Here is a 24,986-nt window from a genome sequence, read left to right as displayed (position 1 = left end):
GAGGAACTCATGGCCACCATCTCCACCGTTCCCACCCGCCGCCGCTCGTCCGAGCGCCTGCTCCTCGCCGGCACCCTCGCCGGACCGGTCTTCTTCGCCTCGGCCGTGACCCAGATGCTCACCCGGGAGGGTTACGACATCACGCGGCACCCGATCAGCCAGTTGGCCACCGGGCCTCTCGGCTGGATCCAGATCACCACGTTCGTGCTCGCCGGCCTCGGCGCGATCGCCCTCGCTGTCGGTCTCCGGCGTGCCCTCACCGAGGGCACCGGTCGGCGTGCGCTGCCAATCTTCGTCGGGATCTTCGGTGCCGGGCTCGTCGCGGCCGGGGTGTTCACAATGGATCCGGAGTACGGCTTCCCGGTAGGGACCCCGGCCGGGCCGGTCGACGAGATGTCCTGGCACAGCATCGCGCACTCGGCGGCGGCCGCCGCCGCCTTCACCGCGCTGGCCATCGCCGCCATCGTGCTCGCCATCCGTCACATCCGCCGTCGGGCCGCCCTGCTGGCGGTGCTGAACGGCCTCGCCGCACTCATCCTGCTGATGCCGATGTCGCCGAGCCACATGAGCATCCAGATCGCCGTGAACGGCCTGGTCGCCTTCACCTGGACGACGGTCGTCGCCCTCTCCCTGCGCCGTTCGAGCTGGTCGGCGTAGCGTGACCCGAACCCCGCGAGCACGAGGATGACCATGAAGTACCTGCTGCTCGGCTACACGCCGGCCGCCGCCTGGGACGCCGCGACCGCCGGCACCCCGTCCGAGGAGGCGCTGGCCGCTTTCGCCGCGTACCAGCGGTTCGAACAGGAGCTGTTCGAGACCGGCGAGTTCGTCAGCAGCGAAGGGCTCGGCCACCCGGCGGTCAGCACCACGATCCGCAGGACCCCGACCGGCGTGGTGGCCACCGATGGCCCGTTCGTTGAGCTCAAGGAGGTCCTGGCCAGCTTCGCGGTGATCGACGTGAGCAGCCAGGAGCGCGCTGTCGAGATCGTCTCGCGGATGGTCGATGTTCTCGGCGAGCCGATGGAGATCCGGCCGATCATGGGTGAGGACTTCGTGGCATGACCAGCCGCGTCCAGCATGGCCCGACGGCGGCAGACCGGGAGGGCACCCGAACGGCAGGACCGGCGTGACACCTGACGTCGAGCATCTGCTGCGCACCGAGGCGCCGCAGGTTCTCGGCGCGCTGGTGCGGCGCTTCGGCCACTTCGACATCGCCGAGGACGCGGTACAGGAGGCACTGCTCGTCGCGAGCCGGGCGTGGCCGACGGACGGCGTACCGGAACACCCGCGCAGCTGGCTGATCCGGATCGGGTACCGGCGGATGGTCGACCTGCTCCGCACCGACCAGGCCCGACGACGCCGCGAGCGGCACGCCGGCCTGAGCGAGTTGGCGATGCGGGATCCGGCCCGACGCGCGCGCCCTGTCTCGGAGACCGACGAGAGCCTCACACTCCTGCTGCTGTGCTGCCACCCCGCGCTGAGCCCCACCTCCCAGGTGGCGCTCACCCTGCGCGCGGTCGGCGGCCTGACGACCACGGAGATCGCATACGCCCACGGGACGAACGAGAACACCATGGGCGCCCGGATCAGCCGCGCCAAACAGCAACTGACCCGCGTCGGCGCACGATTCACACCGCCGAACGACGCCGACCGCGACAGCCGCATGAAGGCCGTCATGCAGGTGCTCTACCTGATCTTCAACGAGGGCTACACCGCCTCCAGCGGGGACCAACTCGCCCGCGTGGACCTGACCCGGGAGGCGATTCGGCTGACCCGCATGCTCCGTGACGCCCTGCCGGACGACCCCGAGGTGACCGGGCTACTCGCTCTGATGCTGCTGACCGAGTCGCGGCGCGCAGCCCGTACCGACGGCGACGAGCTGGTGCCGCTGGACGAGCAGGACCGGACCCGGTGGGATCCCGAGCTGATCCGCGAGGGCACCGAGCTGATCGACAGCGTTTGGCGGCGGCGCGCGATCGGCACGTACCAGCTACAGGCGGCGATCGCCGCCGTGCACGCCGCGGCCGCGTCCCCGGACCGGACGGACTGGCCACAGATCGCGGCACTGTACCTGGGACTGGAACGGCTCACTCCAACCGCGCCGGTACGGCTGAGCCGGGTGGTCGCGGTCGCGCACGCGTACGGGCCGGCCCGGGGGCTGGCCCTGCTCGACGACCTCAACCGGAGCTACCATCTGGACGAGGAACCGCTGACCCGGCAACGCGAACGCGCGATCCGCGCACACCTGCTCGAGATGACAGGTGACACGGTCGGCGCGGCGGGGCGGTACCGGGAAGCTGCCGCCCTGAGCCGGAACCAGGTCGAACAGCGGTACCTCCAACGCCGAGCCCACGCCCTCGGCTGACCGATCCTCAGCCGACGTCCGCGCATCAGCGCCATCAGCGTGCGCATCGACGTCCCAGCAGGCGCTGCAGGCGGGGTAGCGCCTTGTCCTATTCGGGCGACCTGTTGTAGTGGTCGAGCGTCGCCTTGGACGTGGAGGCATCCCGGAAGGTCAGCTCCCAGGGGCCGGTGTTGACGTCCATGTCCTTGCCGAACCCGACCCACTTCCCGGCCATCCGTCGGCCGGTGGGTTCGACAAGTAGTTGGATTGCGCCGTGGTATCGGGCTCCCCGGTAGTAGCCGGCGGGATCGGTCTGCTCCACCCACGTGCCGGTGACCACGGCACCGTCCAGGGTTAGATCCATCGACAGCGACGATGCCGCCGAGCCGGGCAGGCTGCGCACAGTCAGCCGGTCACCGTGCTGGAGTACGACCACGAAGTGCTGCCCGGCGAACGAATCTCCCCGGCCGCTGGAGTGGAATTGGTATCTGCTGAGCCAGACGCCCTCGTACGACCCCTGAACAGCGAGTGGCTTGGGCGTTGGCGTGGCCAGGCTGGACATGGGTGAGGCCAGGTCGTGCCCGCCGTGTTGGTCATCGACGACCTGGCCATTGGGTATCGCGGCGAAGCCGAGCAGCGAGACCGGCAGACCGGTGACGACCTCCAGGGCGCGGGCGTACACCGGCCGCGGTGCGGCGATCGCGCCGGATTCCCAGCGTTGGACGAGTCTCTTGTTGGCATCGTTGGGCTCGCCGACGCGGCGGCCGGCGGCTTGGAGCGCGCGGGCGAAGTCGTCCCGGCTCATGCGGCTCCCCGTGTGGACCGCGCGCAGAGCGGTGTTCGGGGCGTTCATATCAGCCACGATAGCGTTGTGTCACTCTGATGTCGCCATGGGTGAATCTAAGGTGCTACACCGGTGCCGCAAGTGGCGAGAAGCCATGACGACCGTACTTGCGGCGGCGCCAACGAGCGTCCAATCAGCATGACGCTGTGTTTGCTCGATGTACTGTCCGTAGCAGTGGTCCGCCGACCCAGTCTGACTGTCCTGCTTTTCGATTGGGGGCGTCGTCGTGTCGCAGGTCGATCCGCGCTTCGGTGCCCAACTTCGCGCGTTACACACCAGTAAAGGGCTGTCTCTGCGGGCGCTCGGCCAGCTCGCGCACCGCGGGAAGAGCCACCTGCACGATCTGGAGACCGGGGCCAAGGCTCCCACTCCCGAGACGGCGAGGCACCTCGACGAGGTGCTGCGAGCCGACGGGACACTCGTCCGCCTAGTGAATGAGCCCGTCGACCACGACACCGAGGCCGGGGAGTTGCTGGCTCGGGTGCGGGTCAGCGATGTCAGCGCCGAGACGCTCGCTCGGATCGAGGCGGGTGTGGACGACCTGGCGAGCGCGTACGCGCTTGTGCGGTCGGTTGATCTGCTGCCGCTGGTGCGTCGCCAGTTGGCCTACGTGGGGCGCCTGCTCGATGGTCGCGGGACGTTGGCGCAGCGTCGACGGCTCGTCGTTGCCGGTGGTTGGCTGACCGTGCTGCGGGCGACGGTCCACATCGATCTGCTGCAACAGCCCGCCGCGGGCGCTCATCTGCGCACGGCCATGGCTCTTGCCGAGCATGCTGAGCATCCGGAGATCCAGGCATGGTGTCTGGAGACGCAGGCGTGGAACTGGCTCACCCAGGGCGACTGCCGGCGGGCGATGGACCTGTCGCTTCAGGCGCAGCGGGTGGCACCTCGGGGAAGTTCGGCGTACATCCAAGCCACTGCCCAGGAGGCGCGGGTGTGGGCGCGATTCGCTGACGTGCGGCGGACGCGTGATGCGCTGGATCGTCTGGATCAGTTGACAGTCAACTTGCCGTTGCCGGAACGGGCCGAGCACCACTACCGGTACGACCCCACGAAGGCGTTGGCGTACACGGCGACCACGCTGTCGTGGGCGGGCGACCCGGCCGCCGAGCAGATGGCGCGGACCGCCTTGGCGGAATTGGACCCGCGCGGCGACGGTGGTGAGCGGCCACGGCGCTCGGCTTCCGCCCGTCTGGATCTCGCCATGGCGCTGTTGGCCGCCGATCAGCCGGACGAAGCCAGCGTCGTCGCCGCCGACGCGGTCCGGTCGGGACGAGTGGTGTCCTCGAACTGGTGGCGGGTGCGGGAAGTGCTCCGGAAGGTCGAGCACACCGGGACAGCGGAAGCAGCGGCGTTTCGCGAGGTGTACGAGGCGTACCGGCCCGCAACTCGATAGCGGACGGCACGCGCGACCAGCGGACACCCGCTAGCTTTCCGTCACCGCATGTTCACCCGATGCTGTGAGTGAGGGCGGGATCAGTACGAACAGGTCGCCAAAGCGAGACCACCTGCCCCTGCCAGCGGAGGTGGGAATGAGCGGCAACGACGACACCGGTACGCCGAACACGGGCGAGCAGATCGACGCCGCCGAACGGGAGAAAGCCAAGCGCCGGTTGCTCGCGCAGGCCGAGGCGGAGCGGATACCGGCGCAGGAGACGACTCGGGCGCTGCCGGATCGGCGGTGGCGCGATGGGCGGTGACCCGGTTCCGATCGGTCGACGCGTGGCCTACCTACGGGTGCGGCGAAGGTTGTCGCAGCAGTCGTTCGCGGATCGGTTGGGCAAGTCGAAGAGCTGGGTGGACAAGGTCGAGCGTGGGGTCCGTTCCCTGGAACGGGTGTCGACCATTCGGGACATCGCGGCGGTGCTGAGGGTCGACGTCTCTGCGCTGCTCGGTCGTGATGTCCAGCCTGTTGGGTTGGCCGAGCAGCGCGAGGGCGTCGCCCGGATTGGGGCGGCGCTGTCGGCGTACGAAATGGCTTTTGGTCGCCCGATGGACCGGGAGGTGGTGTCGCCCGTTTGGTTGGCTCGGGAGGTGCGGCACGCGTGGATGACCTTCCAGCACGCCCGTTACCCGCGTCTGGTCGAGCTGCTGCCCACATTGGTGACCGAGGTTCATCGCGCCCACGCGCTGAACGCGGAGGTCGGGCGGGCGGCAGTGGTGGTGGAGGCATATCGGGTGACGGCTGCGCTGCTGGTCAAGCTGGACGAGGGGAGCCTCGCCTGGTTGGCTGCTGATCGGGCGATGTCCGCCGCTGCCGGTGACCCGGTGCTGCTGGCCTGTGCAGCGGTGCAGTTGGGTCAGGTGCTGCGCGCGTCGGCGCGGGCAGGGCCGGTGATGCTCGCCGCCGCTTCCCAGATCGCCTCTGGCACGCCGGAAGAGATGTCGCTGCGCGGATCGCTGCTCGTGCAGGCCGCTCTGATCGCGGGCAGGGCCGGTGACGACAGGGTGGTCGGTGAGCTGCTGGACGAGGCCGCCGAGTTGGCCGCTCAGGTGGGTGACGGCCACGACCATCACCGGACGGCGTTCGGTCCGACGGCCGTCGAGCTGGCGCGGGTCGCCGCCGCGGTGGAGGTGGGTGACGGACCGCAGGCGGTCGCCCGCCACGAGAAGGCGATCGGGTGGGACGGGTGGCGAGGGCTGCCGGTCGAGCACCGCGCCGCGCACCTGATCGACGCGGCGCGCGCCTACCTCCAGACGGACGACCCCGCCAACGCGGCCCGGGTCCTGTTGCGTGCCGAACGCATCGCACCCGCCGAGATCCATGACCGGCCAGGCGCCCGGGACGTGGTTGCCCAGGTCGCCCGCGACCCGGACGCCCCACCGACGATCACCCAGCTCGCCATCGGCCTCGGGGTGCTGTGAAAAGGGCGGTTAACCTGCGGCATCGCGCCAATCAGGGGACGAGCACCACGCCGCCGCGTACGCCGCCTCTGGCCAGCCGGTCATGGGCGGCCGCCGCGTCGGCGAAGGGGTACACGCCAGCGACTCGGAGCGGGATGTCGCCGCTGACCACGAGTTTGACCAGCTCGCCCAGCCGGGATCCGTCCGGTAGCACCTCCAGCGCCAAGGTCCGGATTTCCCGCACCGGCTCCGGGCGAAGCGGGGGTGACGCGGCCACATAGCCGCCGCCGTCCCGGACGAGGTCCAGCAGCGAGGAGCCGATCACCGCCAGGTCGACGACCGCGTCGAACGTCCCCGTCGGATCGTCTTCGCGCGACAGGAACGCCGCGCCCAGCGACTCGACGAACTCGCGGTCGTCGGGTCCGGCGAGTCCCGTGGCGTGCAGGCCGGTCGCCCGGGCCAGCGCCAGGACGAACCCACCGACCTGCCCGGCGGCACCGGTGACGAGCACTGTCGAACCCGCGGGGAGCGCGAGCAGGTCGAGGGCCTGGGCGGCGGCGAGGCCATTGGTCGGTAGGGTCGCCGATTCGGTCGCGGGGACGCCGGCGGGCGCGGAGGTCAGCCAGGCGGGGTCGAGGAGTACGTACTCCGCGTGGGCGCCGACAGTGGTCTGCAGCCACGGCGAGAAGCCGATGACCTCGTCGCCGATCCTGAACTCCTCGACCGACGGGCCGACCGTGTCGACGCTGCCGGCAACGTCCCAGCCGGGCGTGTACGGCAGACCGGTCGGCAACGGGGCTGGGAACCGACCGGAGCGGACCATCAGATCGACCGGATGGACGACCGACGCCGCGACCCGTACGCGGACCTGCCCCGGCCCGGGCTCGGGCACCGGCACCTCGGCCACGTGCAGGACCTCCGGCCCTCCGAACTCTGCATAGCTGACTGCGCGCATTGTCGTCTCCTTCGTGGGACCTCTTTGATCACCACGACCGTACGAATCATCGGCACTGTCAGTAAGTAGGTACCGTGAAGTGCCTAGGGCACCCGGAGGAGGCGGCATGGCGACGACGAGTGCGGAGCAACGTCGTGAGCAGGCCAAACGCGACTACGACGCGTTCCTGGAACAGTGCCCTACCCGTGAGCTGCTGAGCAGGCTCACCGACAAGTGGGTCGCGTTGGTGATCCCAGCGCTCGTCGACGGTCCGCAGCGGCACGGCGAGCTTGCCCGCCGCATCGCCGGCGTCAGCCAGAAGATGCTCACCCAGACCCTGCGCACCCTGGAACGCGACGGCCTCGTCACCCGCACGGTCACCGCCTCGGTGCCGGTCCGCGTCGACTACGCGCTCACCCCGCTCGGCCATGAGCTGTTCCCGGTCATGATCGCGATCAAGAACTGGGCGGAGACGCACATGGACCGCGTCTTCGACGCCCGGACCCAGTACGACGCACGCCCCTGAGTGCATCGACCAGAGCATGCCATCGGACGCTGCCCCTCAAGGCCGACCAGAGGGTCTGCGTCGCGGCGGGTTCGCGGTTGCGTTCGCGCGCGCTCAAAGCCATAGCTTTGCCGCCATGACGACACAGACCTGGATCATCACCGGTGCGTCCCGGGGTTTCGGACGAGCACTGGCGCAGTCGGCGCTCGCCGCGGGCGATCAGGTGGTGGCGGCGGTACGCCGGCCGGACAGCGTGGCCGACCTGGCGGCCAGATACCCCGACACTGTTCTGGTCGCGAACTTCGACGCCCGGGACACCGCTGCGTCGGCGTCGCTCGTGCGGGCCACCCTCGACCGCTTCGGTCAGCTTGACGTTCTCGTCAACAACGCGGGCCGGGCCGTGGTCGGAGCGGTCGAGGAGGTCAGCGACGCGCAGCTGCGCGAGTTGATGGATCTGCACCTGTTCGGTCCGGCCGCGCTCGTGCGGGCGGCGTTGCCCGCGATGCGTAGCCGGGGCGCCGGGATGATCGTGCAGATGAGCAGCCAGGGCGGGAGGATGGCGTTTCCGGGCGTATCGGCCTACTCCGCGTCGAAGTTCGCCCTCGAAGGCTGGTCCGAGGCGCTGGCCGGGGAGGTCGCACCGTTCGGGATCCGCGTGATGATCGTTGAACCGAGCCGGTTCCGGACCGACTTCAACGCCGCCGACGTACTCGAATTCACTGAGGCGTCCGAAACCTACAGTGATCTGCTCGCCGCCGTCCGCGCGGACATGGCCGGGACCGACGGCCGCCAGGAAGGCGACCCGACGCGGGCGGCCGAGATCATCGTGTCCCTCGCACACAGCAACGAGGTGCCGCTGCGTCTGCCGCTCGGGCGCGAAGCGGTCGAGCGCATCTCGGGCGCGTACCGGCGTGGTCTGGACGAGGTCGAGCGGTGGGCCGAGACTGCCCGCAGCGCCGACTTCGACGGCGTCCCGGCGTCGGTCCGGCCGATCTAGGGTGATGTCGTGGCCACCAACGATCTGATGACCAGGGCCTTGGAAATGGTCGGGGATGACGGCCCGCTGTCGGTCGAGGTGATCCACCGCCTCACCGACCTGGCCGACGTCCACGAGTCGATGACGATCGCCGAGGTCGCCGACCTCCTCGACATCACGCCTCACACGCTGCGGTACTACGAGCGGGCCGGGCTGGTCGAGGTGGCCCGTGACAGCCACGGTCATCGCGTCTACGACGCCGCAGCGGTGCGGCGCCTGGTGTTCCTCACCAGGATGCGGCTGTCCGGGATGCCGATGCGCGACCTACAGCACTACATTGCGCTCGTGGACGCCGGGCAGGACACGGTGCCCGAGCGGCTTGACATGCTGCTTGAACATCGCGACATCATCCGTCGCCGGATTCGTGAGCTGACCCTCTCCCTCGCGGCGACCGAATACAAGATCGCCACGTATGGCGGCTCGACCGGACCGGACGTTGCGGCCCTCGACACCGCCGCCGAACTGTAGGGCCCCCGCACGATCTTGGGAGTGGGCAACAGAACCCTGGAGCCCCTTCGACAGAGGGCTCGGCGCTGCCTACAGCAGGTGGGTGCGGAGGAAATCCAGCTCCAGGGGCAGCAGACGCTCGGCGGTGCCATTCGCGGCCATGTGCGTGGCACCGGTCAACGGCAGCACGGCGTGCGGGCGGCCGGCGCTCAGCAGGGCTGCGGAGAGCCGCAGCGTGTGCGCCGCCACCACGTTGTCATCGGCCAGACCGTGCACCAGCAGCAACGGGCGGGCCTGGTCCGGGCCGGTGAGCGGTTCGGCGGCCATCTCGACCAGCGAATGGTGCGCGTAGACGTCCGTGCCGTCCTCCGGCAACCCCAGATAACGCTCGGTGTACGCGGTGTCGTAGAGCGCCCAGTCGGTCACCGGGGCGCCCGCGATGCCGCACCTGAACAGCTCCGGGTGGCGCAGCACCGCCAACCCGGCCAGCCACCCTCCGAACGACCAGCCCCGCACCCCCACCCGATCCAGGTCCAGGTCGGGGTGCTTGCCGGCGAGCGCGGTCAGCGCGTCGATCTGGTCGGTCAGGATCACGTCGGCCACCCGACGGTGGATCGCCTTCTCGAACGACGGGGCCACTCCCGGCGTACCCCGGTTGTCGATGGTGACCACCGCGAACCCGGCGTCGGCCCACCACTGCCGCTCCAACCACGCGGCCCGCGCCGCCACGACCTCCTGGTGCCCCGGGCCGCCGTAGATGTCCAGCAGCACCGGCAGCCGCCGGCCCGTCACGTGGTTGTCCGGGTAGAGGACCGCCGCCGGCAGCCGCCGGTCGGTCACCCGTTCCAGCAACGGCAGCGGAGAGTACGGGGGAGTCGCGGCGAACGACCGCAGCTCGGCGATCTCCTGACCGCCGCGACGCACCGACCAGCGCACCCCGGCATGGTCCAGCGACGCGACACCGATCGCCAGCACGTCCCCGCCGACGGCGGCCGTGTACCAGCCCGAGTCGGTGGTGAGCCGACGCGCGTCCACCCCACCGCCGATGGTGGTGCGGACCCGGAACAGGTGCCGCTCGCTCGGCTCGCCGTCGCTCGCCTCCACCAGCAGGTCCGCCGGGCCGCTGGCCGCAGCCAGCCGACCCACCACCCGCCGTACGTACAGCGACGGCGGGGTGAGCAGGGTGCCGTCGGCGAACAGGCACCGTGCGTCGTACCCGTCGTGTGCCAACTCCCCGCCGACCAGCACCCGGCCGTCCGGCAGGTGCGCCGGGGTGCCGGCGATCGGCTCCACCCAGCGCGGGTCGGCCAGCTCCGCGTGCACCTGCGTCTCGCCGGTGCGCGGGTCCACCGCCAGCACCAGCCCGTGCTGCTGCGAGCGGCGCAGCACCGTGATCAACGGGCTGCCCTCGACCCAGCTGACGGCGGTCAGGTACGGGTAGGTCTCCCGGTCCCAGTGCACGTCGACCCAGCCGTCGTCCAGGTCCAACAGGTGCAGGCTGACCTCAGCGTTCGGCCCACCAGCCCGGGGGTACGCGACGGCGGTCGGCGGACTGGCCGGCTGGGCCGGGTCGTGCAGGTGCCAGCGTTCCAGGCGGGACTCGTCGACCCGGGCGGCGAGCACCATGCGCCCGTCCGGCGCCCACCAGTAGCCCCGGTACCGGCCGAACTCCTCCGCCGCGATGTGCTCGGCCAGGCCCCAGCTCACCCCGGCGTCCTCACCGGCCAGCAGGGTGTCGGTGCCGTCGGCCTCGATCACCCGCAGCTCACCCCGGCGGACACCCTCGGCCGCGTCGGTCACGTACGCCAGCCGTTGCCCGGTCGGGTCCGGACGGGGGTCGAGCACCGGGCCGACGGTAGCCACCTCCACCACGTCGCCGTGCACCAGATCGGCCCGGAACAACCGCCCCGCCAGCGCGAAGACCGCGACCCGACCGGGGGCGTCCAACGCGTACGAGCCGATGCCCGCGGCGCTCAGCCGCAGCCGCTCCCGCAGCGCGCGCTCACCGGGGGAGAGCGACCGGACGTCCCCGCCCTCACCGAGCAGCGTTGCCGGGTCGGCGACCAGGCGCTCCTCGGCGGTGGCCACGTCCAGCAGCCAGAGCGCGTCCGCCGGGTCCTCCGGCCCCGCGGAGCGCAGAAAGATCACTCGGGAGCCGTCGTCAGCCACGGAGACAGCGCGTGGCGCGCCGTGGCTGAACCGGCGTGTGCGGGCGGCCAGCTCCGGAAAGTCCACAGACCAAATCGTAGAGCCGGACCGGAGGTGATGTGGCCGACCTGGGCGGACGCGTCCGCGTCGGCCGGAGCAGAACGCCGGTTAGAGTGACCGTCGTGACGATGCTGCCCGACCGCCGCCTGCTGCTGGTCCACGCGCACCCCGACGACGAGTCGATCGGCACCGGCTCGACGATGGCCCACTACGTCGCGAACGGCGCGCACGTCACGCTGGTGACCTGCACCCTCGGCGAGGAGGGCGAGATCCACGTGCCCGCGCTGGCCCAGCTCGCCGCCGCCGAGGCCGACCAGCTCGGCGGCTACCGGATCGCCGAGCTGGCCGCCGCGTGCGCCGCGCTCGGCGTCAGCGACCACCGCTTCCTCGGCGGCGCCGGCCGCTACCGCGACTCCGGGATGATGGGGCTCGCGACCAACGACCACCCCCGCGCCTTCTGGCAGGCCGACCTCGACGAGGCCGCCGGGCATCTCGTGGAGATCATGCGAGAGGTACGCCCCCAGGTGCTGGTCACGTACGACCCGAACGGCTTCTACGGCCACCCCGACCACATCCAGGCGCACCGGGTGGCGATGCGTGCCGTCGAGCTGGCCGCCGCCGAGGGCTGCGCCCCGCTCAAGGTCTACTGGACGGCCATGCCGCTCAGCGTGCTGGAGGCCGGCATGGCGCACTTCGCCGAGTCCGCCGACAACCCGTTCGGCGGCATCGAGGACATCGCCGACCTGCCCTTCGGCACCCCGGACGCCCAGATCGCCGCCCGCATCGACGGCACCGACCAGCACCTGGCCAAGGAAACCGCGATGCGGGCGCACGCCACCCAGATCCCGGCCAACTCCTGGCTCTACTCGATCGCCGGCAACTTCGGCGGCGAGTTCATGGGCGTGGAGTTCTTCACCCTCGCCGTCGGCGAGAAGGGCCCGGGCGCCGGGCCGTACGGCTGGGAGGACGACCTCTTCGCCGGGCTGCCCGAGGAGACCGCCCCGGACCGGTCCCCGGTCGCGGCGGCTGGTCTCCGGTGACCCTGCCCGCCGCGTCGATGACGGTCGTGGACGACCAGGACACCCCGCCTCCGGCGGGGCCGCCGTCGCGACTGCTGGACCTGGGCCTGCGGCTGGTCGGCGCGATCGTCGTGGTGATCGCCGCAGTGGTGACCGGGGTGCTGGAGCTGCTGCTCGCCACGGTCCGCGTCGGTGGGCAGCTGATCGGCGTGTCGGCCGTTCTCGCGGTCGGCGCCAACATCGCGCTGAGCTGGTTCGCGTACGAGGCGGTCGGCCGCAGGTGGGCTGTCGCACTGCCGGCGGTGCCGTGGTTCGCGCTGATGGCGGTGGGCGCCATCCGGACCACCGAAGGCGACCTCCTGCTGGCTGGCGACAACTGGGTCGGCCTGGCGATGATCGTCGCCGGTGCCATGACCTTCGCGGTGATGGGCTTCCGGCAGATCCTCGCCCCACCACACACGCTCGGCGGCTGATGACGCCACCCAGGTAGGGGTGGTAAATATTCCTGCCAGAGATGCGGGCCCCGCGACGGGGCGTACGGCAGGAGGTCCTGCGATGGACAGACGGTGGCGTGACGTCGGGGTGCTCGTTGCAGCACTGTTCGCGGTCAACGTGGTCGCCCGACTGATCATCCGGTTCGGTTTCGAGGGTGACGACACCGCAGCCGACCGGGTGTCACTGGCGATGTTCGCGGTGATCGGGCTGATCCTGGCCGTGGTCGCCTTCCGCTGGGCTCGTCGTCGGCCACTGGCGGGCTGGGGAGCCGACATGGCCCTCGTCGTACTGGTCGCGATGCTGTTGACCGTGCTGGTCGGGCCCCTGCTGGTCGGTCACAACCCGTTCGCGGGCGGTGCGGCGACGTTCTTCGCCCAGATCTGGCTCTACCTGCTCGCTGCGGGCGCCGGGGTGCTGGTCGGTTACCTGCTGCTCATCGCACTCGGACGTGACTACCGCTCGCAACAGCTCAAGCGGTACGCCGAGGTCAAGGCCGCGAAGCCCCGCCGCGTCGTACGCCGCTGACCCTGCCGCCACGCGCCGCCAGGCGGCCGGTCGACCAGTCAGGCGTACGGCCGGGCAGGTGTCCGCCTGCCGGGCCGGTCCGGTGTGCGCGCCTTGATCGACTCGGGTTCCGTGAAGTCGCGGTGTCCGGGCGTTGATCGACTCGGGTTCCGTGAAGTCGCGGTGTCCGGGCGTTGATCGACTCGGGTTTCGTGAAGTCGCGGTGTTCGAGGCGTGTGGATGCCGCGACTTCCTGAAAGCCGAGTGGATCAGCGAACGCCGAGTGGATCGGCGCGTCTGTCGAGCCGCCAGGGGTGGTTGGGGTCAGTGCGGGGCGACCCGGGTCAGGTAGGTGTGGTGAGTGACGAAGCCGAGCCGTTGGTAGAGCGCGACCGCCGCATTGTTGTGCTGCTCGACCTGGAGGAACGCGCGCGTCGCACCGGCGGACACGCCCCAGGCGGCCAGCTCGTCGATCACCTGGCGGGCCAGCCCCTGCCGGCGGGCCTCCGGTGACACCTCGATCAGGCTGAGGCCCAACCAGCGCCCCTGGCCGGTCACCGTGGCCCGGCCGACCGCCACCAGCGTGCCGTCGACGTACCCGTGGGCGAAGCGGACCTGGTCCACGGCGGTGAGCACGTGCCGGGCGGCGTCCGGCAGGCCGCCCTTGCGGCCGGCGGCGACGGCCAGCCACCCCTCGCTCGGCGCGGTGGCCAGCTCAACGACCACACTTTCCCACCGGCCAGCCTGCCCAGCAGCGGCGTCGGCTTGCCCACCCGCCAGCCCGGCCTCCCCACCAGCCAGGCCAGCCTGGCCACCAGCGGCGCCGGCCTGCCCACCAGCGGCGCCGGCCTGCCCATCGGCCAGGTCGACGCGCCCGGCAGCGGGTGGGGTGTCGACGGACGACGGCGCAGGCAGGGGGAGTGGCGCGGTCTGCACCAGTGTCGGCGGGCGGGCGGTCCAGCCACGGGCGTCCAGCTCGGTGCCCACCGGTGCGGCGAGCGGGAGCGGCGTGTTGATCATCGCGGGTTGGCCCTGCTCGGCGTACCAGCGCTCGACCTCGTCCACGGCGGCGGCCAACGGGCGGTCCGGGTCGCCGATCGGCAGCGCCGAGTTGGCCCGCCCGGTCCAGCCGTCCGCCGAGCGGAGCAGCCAGTCACCGATGCGGCCCCGCGTTGGTGCCGGCCAGGCCTCGTCGGCGGCGCGTTCCAGCGCCACCACTGCTGCCGCGGTCGGCCGACGGGTCGGTGGCACCCGCTTGGCGCGGTGGACCTGTGTCACCGGGACCCGCAGCGGGCCGTGCGCCGTGGCCAGCGTGAGATGAGTCTCGCTCAGCTCCACCAGCTCGCCGAGAGCATCGGAGAATAGCGGCCGACCTTCGCGAATCCCCACAATCCGGCGAACCACGATCCGGTGTCCCACATCCTGCTGTCGGAGCACGATCGACCCCCTCCCCGGCGAGATACTAGGCTCTTACCGTCGCGGGAGATCGCGACGTGTCTTGCGGAGGAGAAGACCGGTGACCTACATCATCGCCGAGCCGTGCGTGGATGTGCTCGACAAGGCATGCATCGAGGAGTGCCCGGTCGACTGCATTTACGAGGGCAATCGGATGCTCTACATCCACCCCGACGAGTGCGTCGACTGTGGTGCCTGTGAGCCCGTCTGCCCCGTGGAGGCGATCTTCTACGAGGACGACGTCCCGGAGCAGTGGAAGGACTACACCGGCGCCAACTACGAGTTCTTCGAGGAGCTGGGCTCGCCCGGTGGTGCCTCGAAGATCGGCAAGGTGGAGAAGGACGCCACCTTCGTCGCCGCGCAGCCGCCGCGCGGCGAGGGCCACTGAACCGGCCCGCGCCGGTCTCGTCGCGGCTGCCCGAGTTCACCTGGGACACCCTGGACGCCGCGGCCACCCTGGCCGCGGCGCATCCGGAGGGCCTGATCAACCTCTCCATGGGTACGCCGGTCGACCCGGTGCCCGAGGTGATCCGCCGGGCGTTGGCTGACGCGTCCGACGCTCCCGGTTACCCGCTGACCGCCGGCACGCCGGCGCTGCGGGCCGCGATCGCGGCGTGGGTGTCCCGGGCCTGTGGCGCCAGCGTCGACCGTCTCGGTGTGCTGCCGACCATCGGCTCGAAGGAGCTGGTCGCCTGGCTGCCCACCCTGCTCGGCATCGGCCCGGGTGACGTGGTGGTGGTGCCGTCGATCGCGTACCCCACCTACGAGGACGGGGCCCGGCTGGCCGGTGCCACCGTCGTTCGTACCGACTCGCTCACCTCGGTCGGGCCGACCTCGCGGGTCCGGTTGGTCTGGGTCAACTCGCCCGGCAACCCGACCGGTCGGGTGCTGCCCGCGGCGCACCTCAAGAAGGTGGTCGACTGGGCGCGGGAACGCGGCGCGGTGGTCGCCAGCGACGAGTGCTACCTGCCGCTGGGCTGGTCGGCCGAGCCGGTCTCGGTGCTGTCCCCGCAGGTCAGCGGCGGCAGCTACGCCGGGGTGCTCGCTGTGCACTCGCTGTCCAAGCGTTCCAACCTGGCCGGCTACCGGGCCGGTTTCGTCGCCGGTGACCCGGCGCTCGTCGCCGAGCTGCTGAAGGTCCGCAAGCACGCCGGCATGATCGTGCCCGCACCCGTGCAGGCGGCGATGGTGGCGGCACTGGAGGACGAGCGACACGCCGAGGAGCAGCGGGAGCGCTACCGTGCCCGGCGAGAGGTGCTCGCGGCCGCGTTCACCGGTGCTGGGTTCACCGTCGAGCACTCCGAGGCGGGTCTCTACCTCTGGCTCACCCGAGGTGAGGACTGCTGGGACACGGTCGACTGGCTGGCTCGGCGGGGCATCCTGGTCGCCGCCGGCATCTTCTACGGCCCTACCGCCGGGCAGCACGTCCGCGTTGCGCTGACCGAGTCCGACGAGCATGTCGCGGCGGTCGCCGGCCGGCTGCGGGCCTGACCCCGGGCGGCCGGCGATGACCGACGGCACGACCGGGCGGTACGCCGGGGTGCGGGCGGCGGTGATCGGTACGGGCCTGATCGGCGGCTCGGTGCTGTTGCGCCTGGCCGAGGCCGGCCTGGACGTCGTCGGATGGGATCCCGACCCGGCGACCCGGGAGCGGGCCCAGGACCGGGGAGTGGTCGCCCCGGCCACGATCGAGCAGGCTGTGGCCGGGCGGGACGTGGTGTTCCTCTGCGGCCCGCTGCCCACTCTTGCGGGCACCCTGGCCCTGGTGGCCGAGCTGACCGCGCCCGGCTGTGTGCTCACCGACGTCGGCAGCACCAAGGTCGAGGTGGCGGAGGCGGCCGACCGACTCGGGCTCACCGACCGGTTCGTCCCCGGGCACCCCATGGCCGGTGCGGAGTCCGCCGGTCTGACCGCCGCCTCGCCGACCCTGCTGGCGGGTGCCGCCTGGGTGCTCTGCCCGGCGCCGGGCACCGCGACCGACGCCTTCCGCTGGCTGACCGGGCTGCTGGTGGAGCTGTTCGAAGCCCGGGTCGTGCCGATGTCCGCGTCGGCACACGACTCGGCGGCTGCGCTCGCCTCGCACGTGCCGCACCTGCTGGCCGGCGCGCTGGCCGGGGCGACGCAGCGGGCGCCGCTGCGCGACGCGGTGCTGACGCTGGCGGCGGGCAGTTTCTCCGACGGCACGCGGGTCGCCGGCACACCGGCGGAGCGGACCGCGAACATGCTGCTCGGCAACCGCGACCGGGTCCTGCACGAGCTGGACGAGGTCCGCGCCTTCCTGGACGGGCTGGCCGCCGCCCTTCGGGCCGGCGACGCGCCCGCGCTCATCGCCCGGTACGCGGAGGCGAGAGCGGCCCGGTCGGCGCTGTCGGGTCGGCGGTTGGCCGGTCAGACCCGGGAGTTCGCTGTCGACGGCGACCACGATGCCGAGGTGACCTGGCTGCGCGGGTTGGGCGACGTCGGCGGGCACCTGACCGGGTGTCAGGTCGGCTCCGGGACGGTTTCCTACACCGCGTGGCTTCCCGTGGCTGACTAGGCTGACAGGCATGGCGATGGACGGCCCGGTGGTGCAGGTGCGCGGCGAGGTGACCCGGGAGGTGCCGCCCGAGCTGGCCCGGTTCGCTGTCACGGTGACGGCCCGTGGTCGGGATCGGGAGGCGACGTTGACTCAGCTCGCCGAGCGGGCCGCCGCCGTCCGGGTGCTGTTGGACGGTTCCGAGCCGGCGGTGGCCCGGCGGGAGACCGGCGACCTGTGGGTCCGGCCGCAGACCAAGCGCTCCGGCGAGCGTGTGGTGGGATGGCTGGGCAGCGTCACCACGACGGTCACGGTCACCGACTTCACCGCCCTCGGTGAGCTGATGCTCCGGCTGGCCGACCAGGACCAGGTCTCGGTGAGCGGTCCGTGGTGGGAGCTTCGTCCGGACAGCCCCGTGCACCGCGAGGCGCGACACGCCGCGATCCGCGACGCACTGCTGCGGGCCCGGGAGTACGCGGAGGCGCTCGGCGCCCGGGTCACCGCTCTGATCGAGCTGGCCGACACCGGCCCGGCGGACCGGCCGATGTTCGCCCGGGCGGCGTTCGCCGGGGGTGGCGGCGCGGGTGGTGGCCCGCCGGAGCTTGAGCTGGACCCGCAGCCGCAGACCGTGCAGGCGGCGGTGCAGGCGCGGTTCACCATCAGCGATCCGGTTCTCGACTGATGCCGCCGGCCGAGGTGCTGTCCGTCGACGAGCTGGTGGGACGGGCGTTGGTGCTGGCCGAGGCCGGCCCACGGCAACTGCTCGGCATCGCCGGGGCGCCGGGTGCCGGCAAGTCCACGCTGGCCGAGTTGATCGTGCGCGAGGTCGGGCCGACCGCCTGCCTGGTGCCGATGGACGGCTTCCACCTGGCCCAGTCGCAGCTGGTCCGGCTGGGCCGCGCCGACCGTAAGGGCGCGGTGGACACCTTCGACGCCAATGGCTTCGTCTCGATGCTGCGCCGGTTACACCGCCTGGAGCCGACCTCGGTCTATGCGCCGGAGTTCCGGCGTGAGCTGGAGGAACCGGTGGCCGGGGCGATCGAGGTGCCGCCGTCGGTGCGGCTGGTGGTGACCGAGGGCAACTACCTGCTGCTGCCGGACTACCCGTGGCAGGAGATCCGGCCGCTGCTGCACGAGGCGTGGTTCCTGGACCTGGACGCCGAGCTGCGCCAGCGCCGGTTGACGGCCCGGCACGAGGCGTACGGTCGATCACCGGAGCAGGCGCGGGCCTGGGCGTTCGGCAGCGACGAGTCGAACGCGGCCCTCATCACCCCCACCGCCGACCGGGCCGATCTCGTGGTCCGCCTGTCGGAGCCCCCGGCGGCCTGACCGGTCGGCGCGGCCGGGTCGTCCGGGCCGGACTCGGCTTGACCGGCCCGTCGAGGGCCGCCGCAGTCAGTCCAGTTCGCGAACCGGCCGGGCCGGGTTGCCGACCGCGACCACGTTGGCCGGTAGGTCCCGGGTGACCACCGCGCCCGCGCCGACGACGGTGTTCGCGCCGATCGTCACGCCGGCCAGCACGATCGCGCCACCGCCGAGCCAGACGTTGTCGCCGATGGTGATCGGCTTGGCGGCCTCCCACTTGTCCCGTCGCGGACCGGGCTCGACCGGATGCGTCGGGGTCAGCAGTTGGACGTTCGGTCCGATCTGGACGTCGGCACCGATGGTGATCGGTGCGACGTCGAGGAAGACGCACTGGTAGTTGACGAAGCTACGGGGCCCGATCCGGATCTGCCAGCCGTAGTCGCAGTAGAACGGCGGGCGGATCCAGGTGTCCTCGCCCAGTTCGCCGAGGAGTTCCCCCAGTGCCGCGATCCGGGCCTGTGGATCGGCCGCGGGACTGGTGTTGAAGCGCTCCATCAGTCGGGCGGCGCGGTCCAGGTCGGCGATGATCTCGGGATCGTCGGCGATGTATGGCTCGCCGGCGAGCATCTTGTCCTTCATGGAGGTCACCGCCCGATCATGCCGGCCCGGTTCGTCGGCTCGTGGCGGGTCCGTCATTTTTAGGACTTCATTCTGCATACCCGGTATGCAATTCTGGGTTGTCAATGTGACTCTCATCCATCAAGACGCTTGACGAGGAGGATCCGTTGCACCAGGGAAGAAGATTGGCCGCCCTCGGCCTCGTGTTCACGCTGGCGCTCTCCGCGCCGGCTCCCGTCTCAGCCGCAGCCGCCGTGCCCGCCCCACCGGGTGGCACCGACCAACAGTCCACTCCGGGTGGACCCACCGCCAACCGCTCGGTCACCGTCACGCTGATCACCGGTGACCGGGTCACCGTCACCGCCTCAGGCGCCTCGGTCCGGCGCGGTGCCGGCCGCGAGGACGTGCAGTTCCTGGTTCAGCGCGAGCGGGGTCGACTCACTGTGACACCGACGGACGCGCTGCCGTTGCTGCGCTCGGGCCGGGTGGACCGGCGACTCTTCGACGTCACCGGCCTGGTCGAGGCGGGTTACGACGACGCCCACCGCAAGACCCTGCCGCTGCTGGTGGCGTACGGCTCGACGGGCGCCGCCCGGCGTGCCACGGCCGCTCTGCCTGGCACGAGGGTGACCCGCGACCTGCCGGTGATCGGCGGCGCCGCCCTGAGCAGCGACAAGTCTTCCCTCGACGCCGTCTGGGAGACGGTCACCACTGGTCCCGCTGGGGCCCGGCTCGACGCGGCGGGGGGCGTCGAGCGGATCTGGCTGGACGGCCATCGACGGGTGACCCTCGACCACAGCGTGCCGCAGATCGGCGCGCCCGCGGCCTGGGCGGCCGGTTTCACCGGCGCGGGAGTGTCCGTCGCGGTGCTGGACACCGGCGTCGACGCGACCCACCCGGACCTGGCCGGCAAGGTGGCCGAGGCGCGCAACTTCACCGAGGTCGCCGACGCCCGGGACACGGTCGGCCACGGCACCCACGTGGCCTCGACCATCGCGGGCACCGGCGCCGCCTCCGGCGGCAAGTACCGGGGTGTGGCGCCGGACGCGACGCTGCTGGACGGCAAGGTCTGTGAGGACGCGGGCTGCACCGACTCGGCGATCCTCGCCGGCATGCAGTGGGCCGCGGTGGAGAAGAAGGCCGCAGTGGTCAACATGAGCCTCAGCGGCTGGGACACCCCGGAGGTCGACCCGGTCGAGGAGGCCGTGCAGACCCTGACCGCGCAGACCGGCACGCTGTTCGTCCTCGCCGCCGGCAACGACGGCTCGGACGGTTCGGTCGGCTCACCGGCCAGCGCCGACGCCGGGCTCGCCGTGGGTGCGGTGGACCGCGACGACGAGTTGGCCGACTTCTCCAGCCGGGGACCGCGAGTCGGCGACGACGCGTTGAAGCCGGACATCACCGCGCCGGGCGTCGACATCGTCGCCGCGCGGTCCGCCAACGGCGTCATCGGCGACCCGGTGGGGGACCGCTACGTCACCCTCTCCGGCACCTCGATGGCCACCCCGCACGTGGCCGGGTCGGCCGCGCTGCTGGCTCAGCAGCACCCGGGATGGCGGGCCGACCGGCTCAAGGCCACCCTGATGGCCGCCGCCAAGCCACACCCGGACCAGACCGCGTACCAGCAGGGTGCCGGGCGGGTCGACGTCGCACACGCGATCACCCAGCAGCTCACTTCCGACCCGGTGAGCGTCTCGTTCGGTCGTACCCTCTGGCCGCACGGTGACGATGCCCCGATCACCCGTACGGTGACCTGGCGCAACGACGGTCCGGCCCCGGTCACCGTGGACCTCAGCATCGAGGGCGCCGGCCCCGGCGGCCGGGCGCTGCCGGCCGGCCTGTTCGTCCTGGGCGCCAGCCAACTCACAGTGCCGGCGGGCGGCACGGCCGCCACGACCGTCACCACGGACACCCGGCTCGGCGACGCCGACGGTTACTGGACCGGGCGGATCGTGGCCCGGGCCGGTGCGGCGGTCGCGGTCACCCCGCTGGCCGTGAACCGGGAGGTGGAGAGCTACACGCTCACCGTGGAGCACCTGAACCGCGCCGGCGCGCGCACTGCCGACCACTGGACCCTCCTGCTCGGGATGGACACCTATGGCTCCTGGGACCTCGTCAGTTCCGACGGTGTGGCCACCGTGCGGGTGCCCAAGGGGCACTACGGCCTGAGTGGCCTCGTCTTCGAGCCCGGACCGGACGATGAGCAGCCCGGGATGTCCCTGTTGGTGCAGCCCGCACTGACCATCGAACGGGACACCCGCATCGTCGTGGACGCCCGCCAGGCCAAGCCGGTGCGGACGACCGTTCCGGACCGGACCGCCGTCCCGCAACTGATCGACCTCAGCGGCAACTTCACGGCTGACGACGGCAGTGGGTACGGCGTCGGGCTCTGGGCGGAGACGTTCACTGGCCTGAGCAGCGGTCAGATCGGCAAGCCGGTCTCCGCCGACAAGTTCGTCGCCACCGTCAGCAGCCAGTGGACCCCGGCGGAGACGGCCAACAGCCCGTACCTGTACGCGTTGGCCGAAGCGGTCCCCGGCAGGATGCCCACAGGGTTCGTCCGTGACTACTCCCGACGGGACCTGGCCACCGTCGTGCACCGGTTCCGTGGTGGCGACCCGGGCATCGAGGCCGAGCGGATCGTGATCCCCGAGTTGGAGTACAACGTCGGCTATTCCGCGCTGGTCCTGCCCACCGTCGTGCCCGGCCAGCGGGTCGAGTACTACAACACCAAGGGCGTGAAGTGGGAGTCCGAGATCGACTTCGGAAAGCGGGACGAGGAAGGCTGGTTGAACGCGCAGGCGGCGCTCTTCTCCGTCCCCACCGCCTACCGGGCCGGGCGGACGGTGCAGGAGATCTGGAACCAGGCGCCGTACTCGCCGTCCTTCCCGAACCCGCGCTGGCCATACCAGAGCGTCAGCCGGGTCGGCGACACCATCCTGGTCGACGTGCCGATCTTCAGCGACGCGGCCGGGCATCCGGGCGCCTCGCTGAGCGACAGTGAGCACACCAGGCTCTGGCGCAACGGCAAGCTGGTCGGCGAGAGCGAGTACGCCGGCTACGGAGAGTTCGCCGTGCCGCCGGGTAGGGCCGACTACCGCCTCGTCACGTCGTCGAAGCGAAGCTTCACCGACCTGAGCACCGAGGTGGAATCCGCCTGGACCTTCCGGTCGAGGCACGTCGCCGGTGAGACGCCGGCCCGACTGCCCCTGTCGGCGGTGCGCTTCGCGCCGCCGTTGCGGGTGGACAACAGCGCTCCGGCCGGTCAGGGCTTCATAGTCCCGGTGCGCGTGCAGCGGCAGCCCGGCGCTCCGGCCAGCCGGGTGGAGAAACTCGCTGTCGACGTCTCGTACGACGGCGGGAAGACCTGGAGCAAGGCGAAGCTGGTCCGCACCTCCACCGACGGCTGGTCGGCGCTGCTGCGGCACCCGGCCGGCCCCGGCCACGTGTCGCTGCGGGCCACCGCCCGGGACACCGCCGGCAACACGGTGACCCAACGGATCATCCAGGCGTACCGGTTGCGCTGAGGCGTACCCCGTCCGGGTCCGCGGCCGAGCGCCGCGGACCCGGCGGATCCGTCAGTCGTTGGCGTGCAGGGCGGCGTTCAGCTCGATGCCCCGGCCGGTGCGCGGCCGGGCCTCCAACGCGCCCGTCACCGAGTTGCGCCAGAACAGCAGGCCGTCGACGCCGGACAGCTCCCGGGCCTTGACCACCCGGCCGTCCGGCAGAGTGATCTTCGACGCGGCGGTGATGTAGCAGCCCGCCTCGACCACGCAGTCGTCGCCGAGGGAGATGCCGACACCGGCGTTCGCGCCGATCAGGCTGCGCTCGCCGATGCTCACCTTCTCGGTGCCACCACCGGAGAGCGTGCCCATGATCGAGGCGCCGCCGCCGACGTCGGAACCGTCGCCGACCAGCACGCCCTGCACGATGCGCCCCTCCACCATCGAGGTGCCCACGGTGCCGGCGTTGAAGTTGACGAAGCCCTCGTGCATCACCGTGGTGCCGGCGGCCAGGTGCGCGCCGAGACGGACCCGGTCGGCGTCGGCGATCCGCACACCGGAGGGCACCACGTAGTCCGTCATCCGGGGGAACTTGTCCACCCCGTACACGGACAGGTGCCGACCGGCCGCGCGCTCGATCACCCGCAGCTCGTCCACCCGCTCCGGCGGGCACGGCCCGGCGGACGTCCAGGCCACGTTGGCCAGCTTGCCGAAGATGCCGTCCAGGTTGAGCTGGTTGGGTCGCACCAGGCGGTGCGAGAGCAGGTGCAACCGGAGGTACGCGTCGGACGCGTCCTTGATCGGGTCGTCCAGCGAGCCGATCACGGTGACCACCTGGACGGTACGCAGACCAGGCAGCGACCGGTCACCGAGCGCGGCCGGCGGCAGGTCGAGCACGTCCGCCTTGTCCTCGCCGGAGACCAGCGGCAGCTCACCCAGGCCCAGCTTGCCGGTCGGGTACCAGGTGTCGAGCACCTGCTCGTCGGCGGTGACCGTGGCCAGGCCGATGCCCCAGGCGGAATCTGCGGACGTCACTGTTACACCTCTCGGTCACGGCCGAGCTGACCTCGGCTCGCTCCTCGCGCTGACAGACCTGAAGGTACCGTGCGATTCATGGAGAACCCGCTGACCCCCGAGGTCCTCGCCGATCCGGTGCAGCTGACCCGCGCTCTGGTCGACATAGAGTCCGTGTCCCTCAACGAGAAGGCGATCGCCGACTGTGTCGAAGAGGTGCTGCGGGGCGTACCGCACCTGACCACCCACCGACACGGCAACACGGTGATGGCGCGCACCGACCTCGGTCGGTCGCAGCGCGTCGTGTTGGCCGGGCACCTCGACACGGTGCCCCTGAACAACAACTTCCCGTCGACCATGCGTGGCGACCTGATGTACGGCTGCGGCACCTCCGACATGAAGTCCGGCACCGCGTACGCGCTGCACCTGGCGGTGACGCTGCCCAACCCGCGCTACGACGTGACGTACTTCTTCTACGAGGCTGAGGAGATCGAGTCGCGGTACAACGGGCTCAACCTCGTCGCCCAGGCGTTCCCGGAGTGGCTGGAGGCGGACTTCGCGGTGCTGCTGGAGCCGACGTACGGCATCGTCGAGGCGGGCTGTCAGGGCACCATGCGCTCGGTGGTCACCACGACCGGTGTACGCGCCCACTCGGCGCGCTCCTGGCACGGGGTGAACGCCATCCACGCCGCCGGTGAGGTGCTGCGGCGGCTCCAGACGTACGAGGCGCGCCGGGTCACCATCGACGGCTGCGACTACCGCGAGGGCATGAACGCGGTGCGCATCAACGGTGGGGTCGCCGGCAACGTGGTCCCCGACCACTGTGAGGTCGAGGTCAACTACCGGTTCGCCCCGGACCGCAGCCCGGCCGAGGCGGAGGCGCACCTGCGGGAGGTGTTCGCCGGCTTCGAGGTGGTGGTGACCGACACCGCGCCGGGCGCTGCCCCCGGGCTGGAGGCGGCCCCGGCGAAGGAGTTCCTGGCGGCGGTCGGTGCCGCGCCGATCGGCAAGCTGGGCTGGACGGACGTGGCCCGGTTCGCGGCCATGGGCATCCCGGCGCTGAACTTCGGCCCTGGCGACCCGAACCTCGCCCACCACCCCGACGAGCACGTCGAGATCAGCAAGATCCGCGACGGCGCGGCAACCCTGCACCGCTGGCTGGCACCAGCCTGACCCTCCGGTCGCCCCGTCGCGTCCAGTCGTTCCGGTGATCAAGAGGTTTGCGTCAGCCTGGCCCGTTGTCGGCGACGCAAACCTCTTGATCAGCTCCGGGTGGTGCGGGGGAGACGTTGGTTGGGTCCTGGTCGCGGGTGCGGCGGCGCTCGGCCACCACGTCTCGGATCCGTCGCTGCATCTGGCGACGGATCCGGATCATCTCGTTGTTGCTGATCACGCT

General features: G+C 71.4%; 26 protein-coding genes. 19 read left to right on the top strand and 7 right to left on the bottom strand.

Annotated features, from left to right (window positions below):
* The first annotated feature begins 9 nt into the window (after positions 1-9).
* The 3 genes from GA0070619_RS23660 to GA0070619_RS23650 all read left to right on the top strand — a co-directional run bounded on the left by GA0070619_RS23660 (position 10) and on the right by GA0070619_RS23650 (position 2,365).
* Positions 10-657: a DUF998 domain-containing protein gene (locus tag GA0070619_RS23660; RefSeq protein ID WP_088950086.1), complete on the top strand. Its 648-nt coding sequence runs from the start codon at positions 10-12 to the stop codon at positions 655-657.
* 33 nt (positions 658-690) lie between these two features.
* The gene (locus tag GA0070619_RS23655; RefSeq protein ID WP_088950085.1) at positions 691-1,062 is read left to right on the top strand and encodes a YciI family protein; all 372 of its coding nucleotides are present in this window, start codon (positions 691-693) and stop codon (positions 1,060-1,062) included.
* A 64-nt stretch (positions 1,063-1,126) separates the two neighbouring features.
* On the top strand, positions 1,127-2,365 hold the full coding sequence (locus GA0070619_RS23650; protein WP_231927141.1) for an RNA polymerase sigma factor: 1,239 nt from the start codon (positions 1,127-1,129) through the stop codon (positions 2,363-2,365).
* Positions 2,366-2,453: 88 nt separating this feature from the next.
* On the opposite strand, the gene GA0070619_RS23645 is transcribed toward GA0070619_RS23650, so the two are convergent.
* The gene (locus GA0070619_RS23645; RefSeq protein ID WP_088950083.1) at positions 2,454-3,197 is read right to left on the bottom strand and encodes a transcriptional regulator; all 744 of its coding nucleotides are present in this window, start codon (positions 3,195-3,197) and stop codon (positions 2,454-2,456) included.
* 217 nt (positions 3,198-3,414) lie between these two features.
* On the opposite strand from GA0070619_RS23645, the gene GA0070619_RS23640 reads away from it, so the two are divergent.
* From GA0070619_RS23640 to GA0070619_RS23635, 3 genes are all read left to right on the top strand, one after another.
* Complete coding sequence (locus GA0070619_RS23640; protein WP_231927140.1) at positions 3,415-4,584, top strand: helix-turn-helix domain-containing protein; 1,170 nt, start codon at positions 3,415-3,417, stop codon at positions 4,582-4,584.
* Positions 4,585-4,720: 136 nt separating this feature from the next.
* Positions 4,721-4,888 (top strand): hypothetical protein, encoded by a 168-nt coding sequence (locus GA0070619_RS32885; RefSeq protein WP_172862107.1) that lies wholly within the window; start codon positions 4,721-4,723, stop codon positions 4,886-4,888.
* Positions 4,878-6,053 (top strand): helix-turn-helix domain-containing protein, encoded by a 1,176-nt coding sequence (locus GA0070619_RS23635; protein ID WP_088950081.1) that lies wholly within the window; start codon positions 4,878-4,880, stop codon positions 6,051-6,053. The genes GA0070619_RS32885 and GA0070619_RS23635 overlap by 11 nt, the downstream gene beginning before the upstream one ends.
* A gap of 31 nt (positions 6,054-6,084) precedes the next feature.
* Here GA0070619_RS23635 and GA0070619_RS23630 read toward each other — a convergent pair whose 3' ends face one another.
* Positions 6,085-6,987 (bottom strand): NADP-dependent oxidoreductase, encoded by a 903-nt coding sequence (locus tag GA0070619_RS23630; protein ID WP_088950080.1) that lies wholly within the window; start codon positions 6,985-6,987, stop codon positions 6,085-6,087.
* 106 nt (positions 6,988-7,093) lie between these two features.
* Between GA0070619_RS23630 and GA0070619_RS23625 the strand changes: the two genes are divergently transcribed.
* From GA0070619_RS23625 to GA0070619_RS23615, 3 genes are all read left to right on the top strand, one after another.
* Positions 7,094-7,492, top strand: a complete 399-nt coding sequence (locus GA0070619_RS23625) for a winged helix-turn-helix transcriptional regulator (RefSeq protein ID WP_088950079.1) — start codon at positions 7,094-7,096, stop codon at positions 7,490-7,492.
* Between the two features lie 115 nt (positions 7,493-7,607).
* Positions 7,608-8,468: an SDR family NAD(P)-dependent oxidoreductase gene (locus GA0070619_RS23620; RefSeq protein WP_088950078.1), complete on the top strand. Its 861-nt coding sequence runs from the start codon at positions 7,608-7,610 to the stop codon at positions 8,466-8,468.
* Between the two features lie 9 nt (positions 8,469-8,477).
* Positions 8,478-8,975 (top strand): MerR family transcriptional regulator, encoded by a 498-nt coding sequence (locus GA0070619_RS23615; protein ID WP_088950077.1) that lies wholly within the window; start codon positions 8,478-8,480, stop codon positions 8,973-8,975.
* 69 nt (positions 8,976-9,044) lie between these two features.
* Here the strand turns inward: GA0070619_RS23615 and GA0070619_RS23610 are convergent, their stop codons facing one another.
* Positions 9,045-11,189, bottom strand: coding sequence for a S9 family peptidase (locus GA0070619_RS23610; RefSeq protein WP_088950076.1), 2,145 nt, complete (start codon positions 11,187-11,189; stop codon positions 9,045-9,047).
* An 86-nt stretch (positions 11,190-11,275) separates the two neighbouring features.
* Between GA0070619_RS23610 and mshB the strand changes: the two genes are divergently transcribed.
* From mshB to GA0070619_RS23595, 3 genes are all read left to right on the top strand, one after another.
* On the top strand, positions 11,276-12,202 hold the full coding sequence (gene mshB / locus GA0070619_RS23605; RefSeq protein ID WP_088950075.1) for an N-acetyl-1-D-myo-inositol-2-amino-2-deoxy-alpha-D-glucopyranoside deacetylase: 927 nt from the start codon (positions 11,276-11,278) through the stop codon (positions 12,200-12,202).
* 17 nt (positions 12,203-12,219) lie between these two features.
* A complete protein-coding gene (locus GA0070619_RS23600) occupies positions 12,220-12,654 on the top strand; it encodes a hypothetical protein (protein WP_088952006.1) in 435 nt (144 codons plus the stop codon).
* Positions 12,655-12,736: 82 nt separating this feature from the next.
* Entirely contained in the window at positions 12,737-13,201 is a 465-nt protein-coding gene (locus GA0070619_RS23595) for a hypothetical protein (protein WP_088950074.1), read from the top strand.
* A gap of 303 nt (positions 13,202-13,504) precedes the next feature.
* Here the strand turns inward: GA0070619_RS23595 and GA0070619_RS23590 are convergent, their stop codons facing one another.
* Positions 13,505-14,617, bottom strand: a complete 1,113-nt coding sequence (locus GA0070619_RS23590) for a GNAT family N-acetyltransferase (RefSeq protein ID WP_231927139.1) — start codon at positions 14,615-14,617, stop codon at positions 13,505-13,507.
* A 79-nt stretch (positions 14,618-14,696) separates the two neighbouring features.
* Here GA0070619_RS23590 and fdxA point away from each other — a divergent pair, with 79 nt between their 5' ends.
* Genes fdxA through GA0070619_RS23565 form a run of 5 tightly spaced genes read left to right on the top strand, consistent with a single transcriptional unit; the run spans position 14,697 to position 18,479 of the window.
* A complete protein-coding gene (gene fdxA, locus GA0070619_RS23585; protein ID WP_091422126.1) occupies positions 14,697-15,023 on the top strand; it encodes a ferredoxin in 327 nt (108 codons plus the stop codon).
* Positions 15,020-16,126: a succinyldiaminopimelate transaminase gene (gene dapC / locus GA0070619_RS23580; protein ID WP_269458590.1), complete on the top strand. Its 1,107-nt coding sequence runs from the start codon at positions 15,020-15,022 to the stop codon at positions 16,124-16,126. The genes fdxA and dapC overlap by 4 nt, the downstream gene beginning before the upstream one ends.
* 16 nt (positions 16,127-16,142) lie before the next feature.
* Entirely contained in the window at positions 16,143-17,171 is a 1,029-nt protein-coding gene (locus GA0070619_RS23575; RefSeq protein ID WP_088952004.1) for a prephenate dehydrogenase, read from the top strand.
* A 10-nt stretch (positions 17,172-17,181) separates the two neighbouring features.
* Positions 17,182-17,832 (top strand): SIMPL domain-containing protein, encoded by a 651-nt coding sequence (locus tag GA0070619_RS23570; protein ID WP_088950072.1) that lies wholly within the window; start codon positions 17,182-17,184, stop codon positions 17,830-17,832.
* Positions 17,832-18,479 carry a nucleoside/nucleotide kinase family protein gene (locus GA0070619_RS23565; RefSeq protein WP_088950071.1) on the top strand — a complete coding sequence of 216 codons (648 nt, stop codon included), beginning with the start codon at positions 17,832-17,834 and terminating at the stop codon, positions 18,477-18,479. The genes GA0070619_RS23570 and GA0070619_RS23565 overlap by 1 nt, the downstream gene beginning before the upstream one ends.
* Positions 18,480-18,545: 66 nt before the next feature.
* Here GA0070619_RS23565 and GA0070619_RS23560 read toward each other — a convergent pair whose 3' ends face one another.
* The gene (locus GA0070619_RS23560; RefSeq protein WP_088952003.1) at positions 18,546-19,103 is read right to left on the bottom strand and encodes a sugar O-acetyltransferase; all 558 of its coding nucleotides are present in this window, start codon (positions 19,101-19,103) and stop codon (positions 18,546-18,548) included.
* A gap of 137 nt (positions 19,104-19,240) precedes the next feature.
* On the opposite strand from GA0070619_RS23560, the gene GA0070619_RS23555 reads away from it, so the two are divergent.
* Complete coding sequence (locus tag GA0070619_RS23555; RefSeq protein ID WP_231927138.1) at positions 19,241-22,600, top strand: S8 family serine peptidase; 3,360 nt, start codon at positions 19,241-19,243, stop codon at positions 22,598-22,600.
* 51 nt (positions 22,601-22,651) lie between these two features.
* Here the strand turns inward: GA0070619_RS23555 and dapD are convergent, their stop codons facing one another.
* The gene (dapD, locus tag GA0070619_RS23550; protein WP_088950070.1) at positions 22,652-23,611 is read right to left on the bottom strand and encodes a 2,3,4,5-tetrahydropyridine-2,6-dicarboxylate N-succinyltransferase; all 960 of its coding nucleotides are present in this window, start codon (positions 23,609-23,611) and stop codon (positions 22,652-22,654) included.
* A 78-nt stretch (positions 23,612-23,689) separates the two neighbouring features.
* On the opposite strand from dapD, the gene dapE reads away from it, so the two are divergent.
* Entirely contained in the window at positions 23,690-24,763 is a 1,074-nt protein-coding gene (gene dapE, locus GA0070619_RS23545) for a succinyl-diaminopimelate desuccinylase (RefSeq protein WP_088950069.1), read from the top strand.
* Between the two features lie 52 nt (positions 24,764-24,815).
* Here the strand turns inward: dapE and GA0070619_RS32550 are convergent, their stop codons facing one another.
* Positions 24,816-24,983, bottom strand: coding sequence for a hypothetical protein (locus GA0070619_RS32550; protein ID WP_157744075.1), 168 nt, complete (start codon positions 24,981-24,983; stop codon positions 24,816-24,818).
* Positions 24,984-24,986 lie beyond the last annotated feature (3 nt).

This window comes from Micromonospora zamorensis, from assembly GCF_900090275.1.
Taxonomy (GTDB): Bacteria; Actinomycetota; Actinomycetes; order Mycobacteriales; family Micromonosporaceae; genus Micromonospora; species Micromonospora zamorensis.
Note: the sequence above shows the minus strand (reverse complement) of the source record. Positions and strands in the feature narration are given on the sequence as shown.